Origin of the sequence: Flavobacterium flavigenum, assembly GCF_027111255.2 — a bacterium.
In the GTDB taxonomy this organism is placed as follows: Bacteria; Bacteroidota; Bacteroidia; order Flavobacteriales; family Flavobacteriaceae; genus Flavobacterium; species Flavobacterium flavigenum.
Genome location: NZ_CP114285.2, coordinates 725,191 through 741,538, shown reverse-complemented (window position 1 = coordinate 741,538; position 16,348 = coordinate 725,191). Strand labels below are relative to the sequence as shown.

Below are 16,348 nucleotides of genomic sequence, written 5' to 3'. Positions count from 1 at the left end.
CAACGGATTTTAATTGGTTTATTTGATCATATCAATATATTTTGAAATATTTTTAGAGTTTAAATGAGATAAATATTTGTTATCTGATTGTTGTTTGTTATCTCAATTTTCGATAACAAATATTAAACAGAAAAAGATTATTAGAATTCCAGTCGATAGAAGAATTTTTGTAAAACGTTTATCTTTAATATCCCCGCTTTTTTGCTCAAAATAACTTTTGTATCTAAACATTGCCCCTCTTCCAAGTTCATATGGAATAAACTCTCTTCGGTGTATTTTCCAAAATATTAATCTAATTATATGATATTGAAGGAAAGTTAATAATGGGATTATTGCTATAAAAGTAGCGTTAATCAAAAATGCAATTGATAATAGCAGCCAGATTATTGAAAAATAAATATTTCTAAACCTTAATCCGAAAGGAGAAGAAATAGTTAATAAGCCAATGATCCAAGAAATTATAAATGAAGAAGCAAATTTATCTTCTGGTTTGTATTTAATGATATATATATAATAGAATATTGCAATTATATATAAAAACAGGTATAGTAAATCTGAAAGAATTAGTTTTCTAACTTCTAATTTTCCAATAATAAATTTTCTTCTCATTATTTTTTCTACTGCCTAAATAAAATTTAGGATTAGAGTCTACTTCTTCGTCATAATAAACCTTTCCGTTGTCTGCTTCCCATTCAATTTCCCGGAAATCTCAGCAGTCAAGGTATTATTAGCACCTTTTGTATAAGTAATTTTTTGAGGGTAATCGTGTTTCGGATTTTCGAAAACCAATTGTTTGTCTGATTCCAAAGTAGAAGGGAAGAAGACCGGTTTGTTTTCATTTTGACCTTTTACAGTTGCTTTATAAGTGAGTGTTTCACCTAATTGAGCTAAAATGATACTTTCAAAATGCAAAGTATCTTTTCCTTTAATAAAATAAGAAGTAGCAGAAAAAGTACTGTCGTTTACTTTTTCCCAGTTTTCGGTTAAAACCCCATCTGGATTTTTGTTTTCCCAGTTTCCGATAAGCCAGTCCGCTTTTTTGATTTTGTCTTTTTCGATGCTTTCTTTCTTCTGGCAGGAAACGAAAGCTATTATAAATGCGATAAGAGTAATTTTCTGAAGCATATTTTTGAGTTTTGGTTTGTAAACAGGTACTAAAGTAGGAAAAAAAAGTGTTCGCTACGAATCTCACGAATTTTCTCGAATTATTTTAAATATTTACTACGGATTAAAGAGATTTTTTGTTTCACTCAGATTTTAAAAGATTTAAGTGAATCTTACACTTTTTTTAATTTTAAGATCAAAATAAATCTGCTCAATCTGCCGAATCTGCGTGAAGCGATTTTTAAAATTAGTAGGGATTAGTGAAATTCGCTGCAAAAAAAATTAAACGTTTGCCCTTAAAATCTCGTAAACTAATTCCTTTGTCGGTTTTTGATCTTTTAGTTTTGCTCTCACTTCATCAAAAGTTACTTTAAAATCACAACCCGATTTATATTCTGCACAGCCGTAAGCGGTTTTACCTTTTAAAATTGTTCCTTTTTTACATTTTGGACAGGCTAAGGAATCCGAATTTTCTTTTGTGTCGGTTTTTTTATTAGTTTTCTTTGGCTCTAGCTTCAGTTTGTAATTTTCTTCAAAACGAATTAAGCCTTCAACTGTTTCAGCTTCTAATTTAAAGCCTTTTATGTTGACAGTTGAACCTTTTTGAACCAATCGTATATATTGACTTTCCGTAATTTTTTTATCATGAAAAACAAAAGGCAGTACAAAGTCGCAACCCGATTTGTATGCACTGCATCCAAAAGCTGTCTTTCCTTTTAAAATAGTTCCCTTTTGACATTTCGGACAAGTTTCTGCTGTAATTCCGGAAGCTTTCTTTTTTTCTTTTTCGGCTTTAACAACAGGTAACTGAATTGTTGCAGCATGCGAAATATTAGCATGTCTGGTTTCGCTCCTGACTTCGTTTACCAAAGCTTCTACCATGCGTTTCATGTTCTTAATAAAAGCTCCTGCTGTAAAAGTTCCCCTTTCAATGTCTTTAAGCTGCTTTTCCCAGGAACCAGTCAATTCGGCTGATTTGATTAGTTCATTCTGAATCGTTTCAATAAGCTGTATTCCGGTTGGTGTTGGTAATACCTGTTTTTTGTTTCGAACGATATACTGACGTTTGAAAAGCGTTTCGATAATATTGGCACGTGTTGATGGTCGACCGATACCGTTTTCTTTCATTAACTCACGCAAATCTTCGTCATCAACTTGTTTTCCGGCCGTTTCCATGGCACGTAATAAAGTTGCTTCTGTAAACTGATTGGGCGGTTTGGTTTCTTTTTGCAGGAATGAGGGTTCATGTGGCCCTTTTTCACCCACAACAAAATTCGGCAGTAAATCTGGTTCTTTTTCTTTAGCATTCGGATCTTCAAAAACCACCCGAAAACCTTTTTTGAGAATCTGTTTTCCCGTTGCCTTAAAGGTTACATCTGCTGCTTTTCCGATAACGGTTGTATTAGCAACCAGACAATCATCATAAAAAACAGCAATAAAACGTTTTGTAATAATATCATAAACCTGCTGCTGGTTATAGGGCAGATTGATCTCGATTCCGGTTGGGATAATCGCATGGTGATCTGTTACTTTTTTATCGTTGAAGACCTTTGGCGATTTCTTGATTTTCTTTTCTAAAACAGGCTGAGTCAATTCCGCATAACGGGTTAGTTTTTCCAGGATTCCGGGTACTTTCGGATAAATATCACCGGGTAAAAAAGTGGTATCAACCCTGGGGTACGTGATTACTTTCTGCTCATATAAAGTTTGTGCGATTTTAAGCGTTTCATCTGCCGAAAACCCAAACTTTTGATTGCAATAAACCTGTAAACCTGTTAGGTCAAATAGTTTCGGAGCATATTCATTTCCGTTCTTTTTATCAACAGAAACAATTTCGAATTCGCTTTCTTTGACTTTTTCTGCCAGAATTTCTCCGTCTTCTTTTTTTAGGAAACGTCCTTCTTCATAACTAAAAAGCGTTTCACGGTATAAAGTCTGCAATTCCCAATAGGGCTGAGGCCTGAAGTTTTCGATTTCCTTAAACCGGTCAACCACCATTGCCAAAGTTGGTGTCTGCACACGCCCAATGGATAAGACCTGTTTATACCCTCCATGTTTTACCGTGTACAAACGTGTGGCATTCATGCCTAACAACCAGTCACCAATTGCTCTGGAAAATCCGGCGTAGAATAAATTATCGTAATTGGCTGAAGGTTTTAGGTTTTCAAAACCTTCTTTTATGGCTTCGGTAGTTAGGGACGATATCCACAAACGCTGTACCTCACCTTTGTAGTGCGCTTCGTTCATCACCCAGCGCTGAATGAGTTCTCCTTCCTGGCCGGCATCACCGCAGTTGATGACCACTTCGGCTTTGTCGAATAAACTTTTTATGATTTTAAATTGTTTTTCGATACCCGAATTCTGAACTACTTTTGTTTCGAATTTTTCAGGTAGCATTGGAAGGTTATTGAGATCCCAGCTTTTCCAGTGAGGCTTGTAATCATTGGGTTCTTTTAAGGTGCATAAATGTCCAAAAGTGTAAGTCACAGCGTAACCGTTACCTTCGTAATAGCCATCATGTTTATTATTGGCTCCCAGAACGGAGGCAATTTCTCGTGCTACACTAGGTTTCTCAGCAATACAGACCTTCATTTTCTCTTTTATTGGAAAGCGAAATTAAGGATTTTTTACAAAAAAGCCACTAAGGTTTTGAGATACTATCTGTATCGGCCGGGGTAAAATAGGTAATCTGAATTATATTTTGAAAAGGTCAATTCTTTCCATCCAGAAAATTTCAGATTCTAAAAACTGAAGTTTAGTCTTAACTACTTTGTCGCTTTTATCTCTGGGATTTTTGGTTATGAATCGTGCTGTTGACTTATTAAAATCCAAAGTATATGTATCATCTAAATCTTCTGGCTTGTTTGCTGTAAAAGAAATAAGGTTATCTTTTACACTCCATTTTCCTTTACCGTATTTGTTTACTTCTGGTGGGGTTGCGCCTTGCATTTTCTTATAGGAATGAAATACAAATGTTCCATCCTGATTTAAAGTCAATTTATATTCGATTGTATGCTTTCCTTGTTCGCTAAGTGAACGGGTGTAATCACCAGTGAATTGATTTGATTGTGCAAACAGAGTAAGATTACAAAGCAGAAATAAGGTGGAAATGAATAGTTTCATAGGTTTCTTTTTATTTTTTAAACACTGGATTAACATTTTTAAAATATCGTAGATGAACATCCTTTTGGATATGTTGTATATTTCTATTGTAAAAGTTTTTGCAAAGTAGGAATTTTTTCACTATGATTATGAAATATTTTTCTTCTTAATTAATCACTGATTTTCCGTAACCAAGTTATGAAGGTGTAAAAAATAGTTTTTTATTCTACACTAAAAAAAGCCAACATTGTTTTTAGAGAATTTTCAGAATGCATTTTTTCCCCATTTTCAAGTGATTCCTGTGCTGCTTTTGATGCTCTTTTACGCATGTTTATTTCATAAAAAGAAATAGCTTCTACTATTGTAGTATAATCATCAGAAGTTAAATATTCACTTAATTCCAAAGCATCAAGCATGGCCATATTAGCACCTTCTCCGGCAAATGGAGGCATAACATGTGCAGCATCTCCAATGATTGTGACGTTTGGCAGGGTTTTCCAGGTTTGGTCTAAGGGCATACAATTGATAAGACGGGGGATGAAAGGTACAGATGCGTTTTCGAATAGTTCGTACCAGGTATTGCTCCATTCAGGATAACTGTTTTTGAACCAATTTAAGATTTGTGTTTTATCAGTGTAGTCCAAACCGTTGTTAAAAGCCCAGTTTTCAGCTGCCCTGAAACTTGCATAAAATCCAATAGCGTCGTCTCCTTTTTGCCCCATTAAAATATTTTTTTCATTCCCAAAAGCCATTATTTTTCCGCCATTTAAAATTTTATGAATAACCGGTACAGACTTTTCCGAATCATAAATTGTGCCTTCAAGCATCGTTATGCCTGAATAGAATGGTTTGATATCTGTAATGTACGGGCGAATTTTAGAATTGGCGCCATCACTACCAATCACAAGATCTGCATAAACAGAATTTCCGTTTTTGAAATGAATTAGCCAGCCATCATTTTGCTTATCCATTGAGACGAAATGACTATCCCAGATAACAGTTTTGGGCTGTAAAGATTCGAGTAAAATTTTTCTCAAAGCACCCCGGTCTATTTCAGGGCGAAAATGTTCGTTGCCAAAATCCTTTTCAATATTTGTTTCGTGATCACTGAAAAATATCGTGCCATTTTCATCTGTAATCAGGGTTTTATCAGCTCCGGGCAGAAAATTATTTATAAATTCATTAAATAAGCCGGCTTTATGGATTGCAGCTAAACCTGATTCGTCATGTAAATCCAGCGGTGCACCTTGTACACGTGCATCTTTATTCACATCCCGTTCATACACTTTTACGTTTACATTTTGAAGTTGTAAAAGTCTGGCTAAGGTAAGTCCGCCCGGACCGCCGCCAATAATAGCGACTTTTTTATTTTCTAGTAGCATTTCTGTCCTGTTTAAAATTAATACAGGACAAAATTATTGCTGTTTCAGAACAGATAATAGTATAAATCGGTCATCTTTATTTTTTAATAATTCACGGGGAACTACACCTGAAAATTTCTTTATTTCTTTTATAAAGTGAGTTTGATCTGTAAAGTTTAATTCTGGGAATAGTTTCCCCTTAGCAATATGTTCCAATGATGCTTTGAAACGCAAAATTTTGCAGAAGGCGTTTAATGAAAGACCGAATTGCTTGTTAAAATAACGATTGATTTCCCTGCTGCCCCAGGATATTTTTTCTGAAAGTTCTTTTATTTTTACTTCGCCGTTTGATGCGTAAACCATTTTAAAAAGTTTGCGCTTTCTTTCATCTGTTTCTTTAGGTAACAGTTCTTTTAGTTTTCTGGCTATTTTATTGTGAAAGGCATCAAAATTTTTCAGATCTTCATTGGTAATACCCCAAAAGTTTTCTGGTAAAATTTTGGCACTGTTTAAAATATCAGCAATAGAAGTCTGTAAAAGATATTCCACTCCCAAAGGTTTAAAACTAATTTTAAAAGCAAGTGTTTTTGCCGGAATAATTTGTTGTTCCGGTACATTTTCAAGACCAATAAGTGCAATTTGAAATGCATTAGATTCAGATTGCATAAAAAACAAATCAATTCTTCCGTCTGGCAGTAAGACTACTTCCATGGGGTTGTCTGACTTGTTATGAAACATCCCAATGTTTTCTACAAAATCAAGAAGTGGTTCGTCTGGGGCTATAGCTTTGTAGTAGAAGTCTTTGTTCATATTTCATGTTGTATTCGTTGTTATACGAAAGTCAAATTTATTACAAAATATTGATGCAAGTTCATTAAGTACCTTTATAAATAAAAAAGTGGCAAGATTTACTTCCAGGAGCTTTTTTGTTTTTATTCGTTGTTTAACTATTAAAAAAATGATTTATCCGTTTGTGCTTTTTAGGGAATACTTCTTCTAACAATTTCTTTTACTCCTCCGTTTGTTATAATTACAGCGTTATAATTTTCTGATTTTTCATCAATAAATTCAATTGTTCTGTCATTATTGTCTGCTCTGAAAAATTTCGTTTTGGATTCCGGTATAATTTCTGTTTCTACACTGTTATAATAAAGTTTGTTGTCAATTTTTAGTATTTCAATATTGTTGCCGTACTTACCTTTATATTTGTCATATAGTGAAGTATCTATTTTAGTTTGATAATGTTTATACGGAATTTCTACATCTTTTTGAAATATAATCCCTGATAGTCCATAAGCAATGATATGTGATAATGATTGGTTATTAGATAAAACAGTTATAAATACATTGTCATTTGTAAACCGATTTAGAGAAGTCATGGCTCCAAAAAAACCGCCATCATGAGCAATTAGCTGATGTCCGTGGTTATAAAAAGGATTTATCATAAAACCATATCCCCAATTTTGTTCATTATAAGAAGTAAACATAAGCTTCTTCATCTCTGTTGATAAAATTTCTGTTCCATAAAGGGCTTTGTCCCACAATGCCAGGTCTTCAACAGTAGAATAAATTCCATCATGTCCGATGTTAAATTCCCAGTTAATATAAGGATTGTTCAAATATTTATTTTCTGACCGGATATAATTTCTTGCTTTACCAGATATTAATTCATCGTTAGTGATTACGCCTGAATTATTCATTTTACATTTCTCAAAAATGTTCACTTTTAAATAATTAGCATAAGTTGTATTTGATAATTTTTCAATAATACGAGCAAGTAAATAGTAACCTATATTACTGTAAGATGTATTAGTACCGGGTGAAAACAAAAGTGTTTTTTTTTCAATATGCTTTAATGCATCATCCTGCGTAATAATATCTTTTAGTATTACATGCCTTTTTACTTCTTCCTGTTTTATTGCTACTTTGCTTAAATATAATTCATCATAATCCATTTGTAATCCTGACATATGGCAAAGTAACATATGAATTGATATACTGTCTCCTTTTGGAAAGTCCGGGAAAAACTTATTTAATTTATCAGTAAGTGATAATTTTTTTTTGTCTGCCAGTTGTAAAATTGCAGCGGCTGTAAATTGTTTGGTTACAGAAGCCAAACTGAATTTTGTATCTGTAGTGTTTTTGATATTCCATTCGTAATCAGCTAAACCATAGGCTTTCTTAAGTAAAATGGTATCATTTTTTGATATTAATACTGTTCCGCTAAATTGATTAATGTCAACTTGTGCCTGCATATATTTTGTCAGGTTAGCTGATACATTCTTTTGACCAAAAAATAGTGATGTAAAAAGCAGAAATATAAAAGTTTGTAATGATTTCTTTAGTGGGTTAAATTTTTTCATTCTATTTTTTACAATTAGTAATTATTTTAGTTAGTAATTTATCTAATAATTCAATTTCATCGTTTGATAATCCTTGCAGTGCAGTTTGTCTGTTTTGGTTTATGATTGGTGTTAAAAGCTCTATGGTTTTCTTTCCTTTAGAAGTTATTTCCAGATTAAACTTCCTTCTGTCTAAAGGATTTATATTTCTGATTAAATAATCTTTTTTTACCATTAATTCAATTATTCGGGTAACAGAAGCATTGTCTTTAAAAATTAATTCTGCAATTTCTTTTTGAGAGAGACTAGAATTATTGTTAAGAAAAATCAATAATAAACATTGATCAACGGTAATATCATTTATTACCTTGCTTATATTTTTCTGTGCTATTTTTCTGTATTCTTTTATGGTTTGTTCAACAGTATAAAGAACTGTTACTGTTTTATTATTTTTCATAAATAAAATATTTGATACAAATATAATTGATATATCAATTAAAGAAAATATTTTGACACTTATTTTTAAATTATCAATTGTTTTTTTCACTTGTTTCTATTACAGCTGTATTAACAAGTCGGGTAAGGCCTGGCTTATTATTGCAATTTTTGAAAATAAACATCGAAAAAATGGTTTGTTTTTTAGTTATTGAGATTATGTTTAAAGCATAAAAACCACAGACTTCTGTCTGTGGTTTTGCATTTATAATTTTTTAATATTCTTTTAAAGTAAGATGGGGTTACTTGGTTTTTAATTTTAAACGCAAATTAAACTCTCTCACAATTTCCTTAACATGTTCCTGTTTGATTTGTTTTCTGTTTAAACCCTGTAGGTTTTGTACATATCCTGTAAAAACATGGCTAAAATAAAGCGGCGAAACATTGTTAGTATTGTAATAGGTGTTATGGCAGGAGAAACAGTTAACAAGGTCATTTACTGAAGTCTGATGTATGGAAGTTGGAGAAAATCCTGCCTGAACATAAGTTTCCATAGTAATATTGTAAGCAGCAACAGAGCCTCTTGTCAATTTTCCGGGTTCTGAATTTGAAAGATTATAGCTTAAAGAATTTAATAATGCCGCCTGTTGCTGAGGGGTATTGTAACCGGCTGTATTAATCCATATTGAGCCATTATAAAAATAATTATTCCAAATTCCCTGCAGCTGTGACTTAACGCTTTGATTAATAGTTCGAATATTATTTAAATTCTCTGAACCATTTTGACTTGTTTTCATAAAAAGCTGGACATTAAAAGAACCTTTCATCGCTTTTTCAACTGGTACACCATATTTATAAAGTGAAAAAACATCAGTATAAATTCCATTTCCTGAAGTTATATTCTTAACTGTTGCTGTGCTGTTTTTATTAAAAAACGGATAGTCAACTGTACTGGTTACCGGAGCATCGGATGTTGGTGTAGCTTTTGACCAGTCGTAAGCAGGGGCAAGATTTTCGTGTTCGAATGTGGCCCATACAAATTCTGGATGGTTTTCTACAACTCCTACTACATGCATTCCTAAAAGGGCCACTTTTGTTTTTACGCCATTAATTACTCCCTGGGTAACAAAATAAGAAGAAGGGTCTTTGAGAATACTGGCATCAATCCAGGATGTTTTTAGTTCTAATGAACCTACAGGAAACGTCATTTCTTTAATTTTTGATGGGTCATTTTTTGCTATAGGGCCATATTTTAGCATGGTTGAGTAAAGAAGATTATCCATGAATATAGAATAATAAACTGTAGCTGATTTTGGAACAGCAGGAGTTTTTAAAATATCAGTAGTAGAGCTTGCCTGGGCAGTATCTGTTAAAACGATTCCATTACTTGGATCTAATTTCTGCCCAGCCGCATTTACCTGAATCATATTAGTCATAAAGAATGGAACCCCATTTACCTCATTTGTAAGCCAAAGAAATTTTTGCCATGACCATTGATGAAAGTCACAATTAGTTACTGTTGCATTGTTGGCAAATACGCTTGTCGGCCCTTCATTTGGCGGAGGAGTCTGGCGGGTGTTGTTTACGATTGTAAACCAATTAGCAGGAGCTAAACACTCGGAAGCAGCAACGCTATTTTTTACAGCTGTGTAAGTAGCTTTTTCTTCTTTTGCATCCTTTTTACAGGCTAACAATGAAGTTAGCGTAATTAAAAGTAATAGGTTTCTGGTAGTTTTCATAATTGGATTTCTTAGTTAATTTATTGCGAGTCTCTTTTAAAGACCTGAAACTAACCAATTATGGAACTTACGTCTGAAAAAATGTCTTGAAACAGCTGTATTTAGGTATCAAACCATAGAAATAAATTAAAAAAATATGTTGTGATTAGTTTAGAAAGATTTTTCAGATAACTGAGTTTTTTTTTAAGAATTAAAGTTTAGCGTCAGAAATTAATCAGTATAATCATCGTCTGGTAAGAGTAACAACTTGACTATTTTTTATTTCCAATTATAATCAGTAACTTTATAAATCTTATAAATCAAATGTAATAATGAAGATTTCAAATTTTTATTTTATAAATAATCGCTTGATGTGCATTATACATCCATTATTATATTTGCATGATGACACTTTCTTAAAAAATTCAAAAGAGTTTATTTATTAAGCCCTGTCATAACTCTGGGCAGGGATCATTTTTAACTTAGATAGCTCGTTTATTTAATTTTCATTTTAAGAATTATGATAATCATTGAATCTGAAGTTTAAGGCTTCAATATATTCAATGAAGAGTTTTGTATCATTCTTATTTAAAGTGAACTAAAGAAGAAAATTATGTCACAAAATATCATTTTAACAACAGGATTATATGATTTGATTAAAGATCATGTGCGAAGAAAGAAGGTAACAGCAAAAGAAGAAGAATTATTACATGCTGAGCTTAAAAAAGCATCACAAGTGTTAAGGCGCGATCTGCCTTCGGATGTCGTTTCTATAAACCGCAAAGTAACTTACAAAGATCATATAAAGAACGAAGAAAGAACAGTAATTTTTGTTGCTCCTGATAAATCTAAAGTAAATAAAAACAAAATTTCAATACTTTCTGAGGAAGGTATTGCAATCGCTGGTTATAAGGTAGGAAAACTTATAGAATGGCCTTCCAGGAAAGGAGATTTGAAACTAGAAATACTGAAAGTAGAAGAAATGAAACTTGTTTAGCATATTAGTAATTGAAACATCCCGTAAAACGGGATGTTTTTTTTTAGTACTTGCTGATTTAGTCTCGTCGATTTAGCCACGGTTTAAACAAAAAACTCCCCATTTTCATGAGGAGTAAAAAAAACAAAAAATAATATGTATCAAAAATTGAAAGATACTGAACCTAAAACGCTTCTTGGATTTTGCGGGTTGATTGTAGACCATCCTTTGTAATATTCTTCATTGGTTAAGTTATCAACTTTAACGGCAAGTCTGAAATGTTTCGCATCATAAAACGCTGTGGCGCCTAATACTAAATATTCCGGCAGATAAAACTTTCCTGCAACATTTCTGCTTAAAGTTGCATATTCACTTCCGTAATTGGCTCCAAAACCAAAACCTAAACCTTGTACAAAATTATCAGTAAACTTATAACTTGTCCATAAATTAGCAACGTTGCGTGGACCCGCATCTTCAGGACGTAAACCAACAAAATCCGTATTTCCTTCTTTTAATTTGCTTTCAATATAAGAGTATCCTGCAGTAATGTTCCAGCCTTTTAGAGGGACAAATAAAAACTGAGCTTCAAAACCTGTGTTACGCTGTTTTCCGTCTTGTGTAATAAATCCATCTGTGTAATCTCCTACGAAAATGGTTTTGTCGTTAACTGTAATGTCAAAATAGCTTAAAGTTCCGCTAAGTTTACCATCAAAGAAATCTACTTTTACACCGCCTTCGTACTGAATAGACTGTTCTGGCTTTGCGAAATAATTTGTTGCCACCCCGGCATTATAATCAGCAACTTGCTGAGGACGGCCAAAACCATTTTGATAATTAGCAAAAAGAGAAACCCTTTCTTTAACTGGTTGAAAAACCAAACCAAATTTTGGTGACCAACTCGAAAAGTTTTTGTTGAAATTATCACTGCCTACTGTATTGTATTTCGATTCGTAAACATCAAAACGTATTGCAGCATTAATAAACAATCGGTCAGAAATATTGAAAACATCTGAGATATAAACACTGTAATTGTCTAATGTAGCATTCGTTTCCGGTTGGGCGGTAATTACCTGATCGGCACCACTTTCTGTTAAATCACCTGAGTCGTCTCCTTGTGCATTCAATTTCATTGGACTTCCGTAAGCGGCGTGCAGATAAGGAAGTAAAGCCTGAAACTGAACATTATTTGTTCCACCTACGTGAATAAAACCCTGATTTCCGTATGAACTGTTATTGGTAATGATTTTTTCATGATAATAATCGCCTCCAATTAATAATTTGTTGCTTAGATTATCATTGATTTTAAAATCGCCTAAAAAGTTCTGCTGTACGTCAAGCCCTTTATTTCTGGTATTTTGCTTGCTTACCGAGCGGGAATAAATGGCACCATCTACTGTAAGGTTACCACCAAATGCAGGAGCAAGCATTTGTTCAATTGCTGTTGTACCTTCATACAAATAGGTATAATATCCTTTAGAATAAGAAGTATAATTTGAGAATGATGTTTTAGAAGACCATTGACTATTAAACTTATAATTCATCGTTGCCTGAAGATTGTAATACGGATTTTCTAAAGTCAAATCATTGCTTGTATAAGATCTGTTAGGGTCATAACCAGTTTTCTCAACTGTATTGGCACGAACAGGAGAAGCTCTGTCCACAAAAAGCATGGTAGGATTTGTACCTTTAGAATTCATAATTTCTGCATTAACCAGAAATGATAACTTATCATTGATCGTCCACAATAGGGAAGGGGCTACAAAAAATGATTTTGAGAAACCATAATCCTGAAATGATTCTTTATTGGTATAAGCAGCGTTGATGCGAAAAGCAGTTTTGTTATCGCTAGTCAGTACCTGATTATGATCGACAGTTGCCCGGTGTGTATTAAAGGATCCGAAAGTATAGCCAACCTCGGTTTTTGTGCGGTCAAAAGGCTGTTTTGTATTAATGTTGATTAAACCACCATGTGAAGTCAAAGCGCCGCCGTATAATGCCCCTGATGGTCCTTTAATAACTTCAATTGTTTCAACATTTGCAGGATCCGGAGTTCCGTTGCCTACATTTGGCAATCCGTTTTTTAAACCAGGCTGAACAGAAAAACCTCTTGTGCCATAATAACCGCCTCCATCAGTACCACGACCGGTAGATTCCCAAAGTTTTGTAACACCTGTTGCGTTACTAAGTGCATCATCAAAAGATATGTTTACCTGATCTTTTAACATTCCTGCAGTAATGGATGTCACTACCTGCGAATTTTCCATGTCTTTTAATGGCATTTTCGATACAGTAGTACTTTTTTCTCTTTTGTATTTAGATTTAGAGGTGACTTCAACTTCATGTAAAGAATTGATCGTGTCTTTTTTTACCTCTTGTGCGAAAGTGACAACAGAAAAAAGAATTGCTGTGGAAAGTAAAATTTTATGCTTCATTATTATTCAGATTAATTAAAAATAGCGAGGCAAAAATAGATACTTATTAGGTAAGGACAAAATTTATTTAGAATAATTAAAAATAATTTTTTTTGAAATATTGATTTATAATACGTTAGCGATTGGTGCGAATTGATTTTAAATTTTACTTTTTTCTTGCGAGTACAACCCAGTCCCGCTGATCTTTTTCTTCAATAAAATTTTCAATTGAAAATAGTATTTCAAAACCTAGTTCCTTCATTAAGTCGAGAACAAAATCTTTAGAGAGACAGCTGTAATAAAACGGTTCTCCAAACATGCTATCAATGTGTTCGTCTTCTACTTTTCCGTGTGTAAAAAGGAAATAACCTCCAGGTGCTAATAAGTTATATACTTTTCTATAAATGTGTTCTTGCCGGTCTTTTGGAAAATGAAAAAGAGAATCCCAGGCGATAATTCCGTCAAACTTTTCATCTGATTCAAAATCAAAAAAATCGGCGAGATAAAAATCGGTATTTTTAATTCCTTGAGATTGGGCTGTTTCGATCATTTTAGCTGATTGATCTATGCCTGTTACGGAAAAATTACGATCAGAAAGATATTTGGCTATTGGCATTCCGGTTCCACAGCCAATGTCTAAAATAGTTCCTTTTGAATTTACGTGGTCAGCAAAATCAATGATGGGTTTGTTTACAATAGCATTGTTACTGGCCTTGATCCAGTTGTCAATAATTTTATTGTATGAGTCTTTGTTTGTCAAAGGTTTATTATGTTTTATTTCTTTTTAATAGGTGCAAGTAATAAATAAAAAATCCAGGCAAACCATGATATAAAAAGTACAGCCAAAATCCAAGCTAATTTTTCTCCACCAGTAGTTTTACGGGAGAAAAGAATACTTAATATTGGTAATAACCATACAAATGCTATCACACCCAAAACTATCAATAAACCCAAAACTGAATAATCCATTTATATTGTTTTAGAAATTAAATATTGATTTTATAAGTCTTTAATTAAATCACTTGGTTCTATTTTTAAAGATCTAGCGATTTTGAATAAGGTACTTATTTTCATTTCCTGAGTACCTTTAATGTATTTTCTTAAAGTTTCAACATCCATTTCTGCATCATGAGCAACCTCTCTTTGCTTTAATTGTTTGTCTTGAATTATTGTTTTTATTTTGATTCCTAATTGCTTTACAACTTCTGGAACCTCACTTTTTCTTGTTCTTTTCATGTGATGAAATTACAAGTAATCGATTGTTTTTAAGTGAATGTATGCATTCGGTTGTATGTGACTGATTTTTTTTGTATTTTTGATTTGGAATAGATAAACAAATCCAACTTAAGTCATGGAAATACAACATAAAGAACAAATAGCAGAATTTCTTCAATCAATGTACACGTCGAAAAAGTTTAAAAAGCTAAAATCACACAATAACACCAATAATTCGTTTGACGTAAAACTAAAAGTATCCGGTTATAACCAATTAAACTTAATGGTTTCAGATTTGCTAAAAGCAAGTATTTTTTTGCTTCATCATGATATGCCAAGTTTATCAAGTCATACCGTAAACACGGATGTTAATGTAATGACATTACTTGAAATTGCTTTGCAGTTACTGCCTGAAGAAGAAATGGAATTGTTGGATGAATTATTTAAGCTTCAGTTGTGATATTTGTAAAAAAAGCATAAGTTATCGCAACGTTTACTCAATCTGGTGCTCGTTTGCAACGAGTATCTATTTTACTTGTGAAAACTAAATAAAGCGTTTGTAACGCGGCTTTTTAGATAGATTGCCTACATAAAATGTATAATAATATTTTGTTTTGGTAGCCGCGTTACAAACGCTACGATTTACTTTTTTAATTTATGTAGGTACTCGTTGCAAACGAGCACAAGAGTGGTAAAACTGCAAGTGAAAGTACTGGAAAAAGCAGAAAAAAAACCTTTTTTGCCAAAATGTCCCTGTTGCAAAACAGGCAACTTGCACCGAATAGCGGTTTTTGACCAGCGTGGTCCACCACCTTGGTATCTTGGCGGTAGCCAAAATTCGCGTGCCTGTGAAAACTAATTTTACGGGTAAGGGAAGTTATGTCCAAAAGTGAAGGAAAACACGAAAAAAACCAAGCCAAACCATTCCACAAAAAAAGAGGACACTAAATCCTCTTGAAAAATTACAAATCTCTTTTACGATAACTCCATAGTTGCGGAATCACAGCGGTTCCGTTCAACACAAGTTTCATTGTTCGTGCTACGCACGCAACGAAACTCTAGCTGTTATGGGCAGGCTTTATTCTACGGTTAGTCCTTTCAAAAACTCATTAAACTTCTTTATGTTTATATCGTAAGTTTCAGGTGTTGAACTAAAATGTACAAATAAATATGAACTTGAGGTTTCAAGTAGAACAAACTGATTATGATATATTTTATTTTTGTACATATAGAATAAACGTGAAGCTACTCCGTGTTTTATTTTTTTAAAGTCTTTTTCATTTCTACCATAAAAAATAAATTGGTCGTTAAATAGAGTAGGTTGTCCGAATTTATTCCCTGTTATAAAGATTCGCACGAAATCATTAAAATTTTCGTAACGATTCTTTTTTAAGGCAGTTATCATAATTGCATTCTCAATTCCTTCTACGGCTGGAATAGTTCCACCATATCGATTTGAAGGCAATTCAGGATTAATTTTGAGCCATTTTGGTTTTTCAATTGAGTAACCGTTTTCATAATCGGTATACGTTTTTGTTTCGATTGAGTCAATTTTGGATTTATTTTCTTTTATCACAACAGCTTTTACAGTGTCAACTTGCGCAAAAGAAAAAAAAGGAATTATAAAAAATAAAAGAGTGTATTTCATATGTTGTTTTTTGTAAGCTTGCCCATAACGTCAGTC

16 protein-coding genes and 1 pseudogene are annotated in these 16,348 nt (G+C 33.0%); 3 read left to right on the top strand and 14 right to left on the bottom strand.

Annotated elements, in window-relative coordinates; all coding sequences use genetic code 11:
• Positions 1-102 precede the first annotated feature (102 nt).
• From OZP09_RS02705 to OZP09_RS02665, 9 genes are all read right to left on the bottom strand, one after another.
• Entirely contained in the window at positions 103-609 is a 507-nt protein-coding gene (locus tag OZP09_RS02705) for a hypothetical protein (RefSeq protein WP_269236399.1), read from the bottom strand.
• A gap of 39 nt (positions 610-648) precedes the next feature.
• Positions 649-1,125, bottom strand: a complete 477-nt coding sequence (locus OZP09_RS02700; RefSeq protein ID WP_281310237.1) for a DUF6265 family protein — start codon at positions 1,123-1,125, stop codon at positions 649-651.
• Between the two features lie 261 nt (positions 1,126-1,386).
• Complete coding sequence (locus OZP09_RS02695; protein ID WP_281310236.1) at positions 1,387-3,696, bottom strand: type IA DNA topoisomerase; 2,310 nt, start codon at positions 3,694-3,696, stop codon at positions 1,387-1,389.
• Between the two features lie 102 nt (positions 3,697-3,798).
• Positions 3,799-4,227 carry a copper resistance protein NlpE N-terminal domain-containing protein gene (locus tag OZP09_RS02690; protein WP_269236397.1) on the bottom strand — a complete coding sequence of 143 codons (429 nt, stop codon included), beginning with the start codon at positions 4,225-4,227 and terminating at the stop codon, positions 3,799-3,801.
• 200 nt (positions 4,228-4,427) lie between these two features.
• Positions 4,428-5,588 carry an FAD-dependent oxidoreductase gene (locus tag OZP09_RS02685; RefSeq protein WP_281310235.1) on the bottom strand — a complete coding sequence of 387 codons (1,161 nt, stop codon included), beginning with the start codon at positions 5,586-5,588 and terminating at the stop codon, positions 4,428-4,430.
• Between the two features lie 33 nt (positions 5,589-5,621).
• Positions 5,622-6,377 (bottom strand): helix-turn-helix domain-containing protein, encoded by a 756-nt coding sequence (locus OZP09_RS02680; protein WP_269236395.1) that lies wholly within the window; start codon positions 6,375-6,377, stop codon positions 5,622-5,624.
• A gap of 170 nt (positions 6,378-6,547) precedes the next feature.
• Positions 6,548-7,930 carry a serine hydrolase domain-containing protein gene (locus tag OZP09_RS02675; RefSeq protein ID WP_281310234.1) on the bottom strand — a complete coding sequence of 461 codons (1,383 nt, stop codon included), beginning with the start codon at positions 7,928-7,930 and terminating at the stop codon, positions 6,548-6,550.
• Position 7,931: 1 nt separating this feature from the next.
• Entirely contained in the window at positions 7,932-8,366 is a 435-nt protein-coding gene (locus tag OZP09_RS02670) for a MarR family winged helix-turn-helix transcriptional regulator (protein WP_281310233.1), read from the bottom strand.
• Positions 8,367-8,646: 280 nt separating this feature from the next.
• On the bottom strand, positions 8,647-10,083 hold the full coding sequence (locus OZP09_RS02665; RefSeq protein ID WP_281310232.1) for a hypothetical protein: 1,437 nt from the start codon (positions 10,081-10,083) through the stop codon (positions 8,647-8,649).
• A 592-nt stretch (positions 10,084-10,675) separates the two neighbouring features.
• Here OZP09_RS02665 and OZP09_RS02660 point away from each other — a divergent pair.
• A complete protein-coding gene (locus OZP09_RS02660) occupies positions 10,676-11,059 on the top strand; it encodes a GreA/GreB family elongation factor (RefSeq protein ID WP_269236389.1) in 384 nt (127 codons plus the stop codon).
• A gap of 140 nt (positions 11,060-11,199) precedes the next feature.
• On the opposite strand, the gene OZP09_RS02655 is transcribed toward OZP09_RS02660, so the two are convergent.
• From OZP09_RS02655 to OZP09_RS02640, 4 genes are all read right to left on the bottom strand, one after another.
• Positions 11,200-13,470 carry a TonB-dependent siderophore receptor gene (locus OZP09_RS02655; RefSeq protein WP_269236388.1) on the bottom strand — a complete coding sequence of 757 codons (2,271 nt, stop codon included), beginning with the start codon at positions 13,468-13,470 and terminating at the stop codon, positions 11,200-11,202.
• 145 nt (positions 13,471-13,615) lie between these two features.
• The gene (locus OZP09_RS02650) at positions 13,616-14,209 is read right to left on the bottom strand and encodes a class I SAM-dependent DNA methyltransferase (RefSeq protein ID WP_269236387.1); all 594 of its coding nucleotides are present in this window, start codon (positions 14,207-14,209) and stop codon (positions 13,616-13,618) included.
• Positions 14,210-14,223: 14 nt separating this feature from the next.
• The gene (locus OZP09_RS02645) at positions 14,224-14,418 is read right to left on the bottom strand and encodes a PLDc N-terminal domain-containing protein (protein ID WP_269236386.1); all 195 of its coding nucleotides are present in this window, start codon (positions 14,416-14,418) and stop codon (positions 14,224-14,226) included.
• A gap of 30 nt (positions 14,419-14,448) precedes the next feature.
• Positions 14,449-14,685 (bottom strand): helix-turn-helix domain-containing protein, encoded by a 237-nt coding sequence (locus OZP09_RS02640; protein ID WP_269236385.1) that lies wholly within the window; start codon positions 14,683-14,685, stop codon positions 14,449-14,451.
• A 115-nt stretch (positions 14,686-14,800) separates the two neighbouring features.
• On the opposite strand from OZP09_RS02640, the gene OZP09_RS02635 reads away from it, so the two are divergent.
• Both OZP09_RS02635 and OZP09_RS22645 read left to right on the top strand, forming a co-directional pair.
• Complete coding sequence (locus tag OZP09_RS02635) at positions 14,801-15,124, top strand: hypothetical protein (protein ID WP_269236384.1); 324 nt, start codon at positions 14,801-14,803, stop codon at positions 15,122-15,124.
• A 234-nt stretch (positions 15,125-15,358) separates the two neighbouring features.
• A pseudogene (locus OZP09_RS22645) lies at positions 15,359-15,523 on the top strand (IS91 family transposase); the annotation flags it as partial.
• A gap of 219 nt (positions 15,524-15,742) precedes the next feature.
• On the opposite strand, the gene OZP09_RS02630 reads toward OZP09_RS22645, so the two are convergent.
• Positions 15,743-16,312, bottom strand: coding sequence for a hypothetical protein (locus OZP09_RS02630; RefSeq protein ID WP_269236383.1), 570 nt, complete (start codon positions 16,310-16,312; stop codon positions 15,743-15,745).
• Positions 16,313-16,348: the final 36 nt, after the last annotated feature.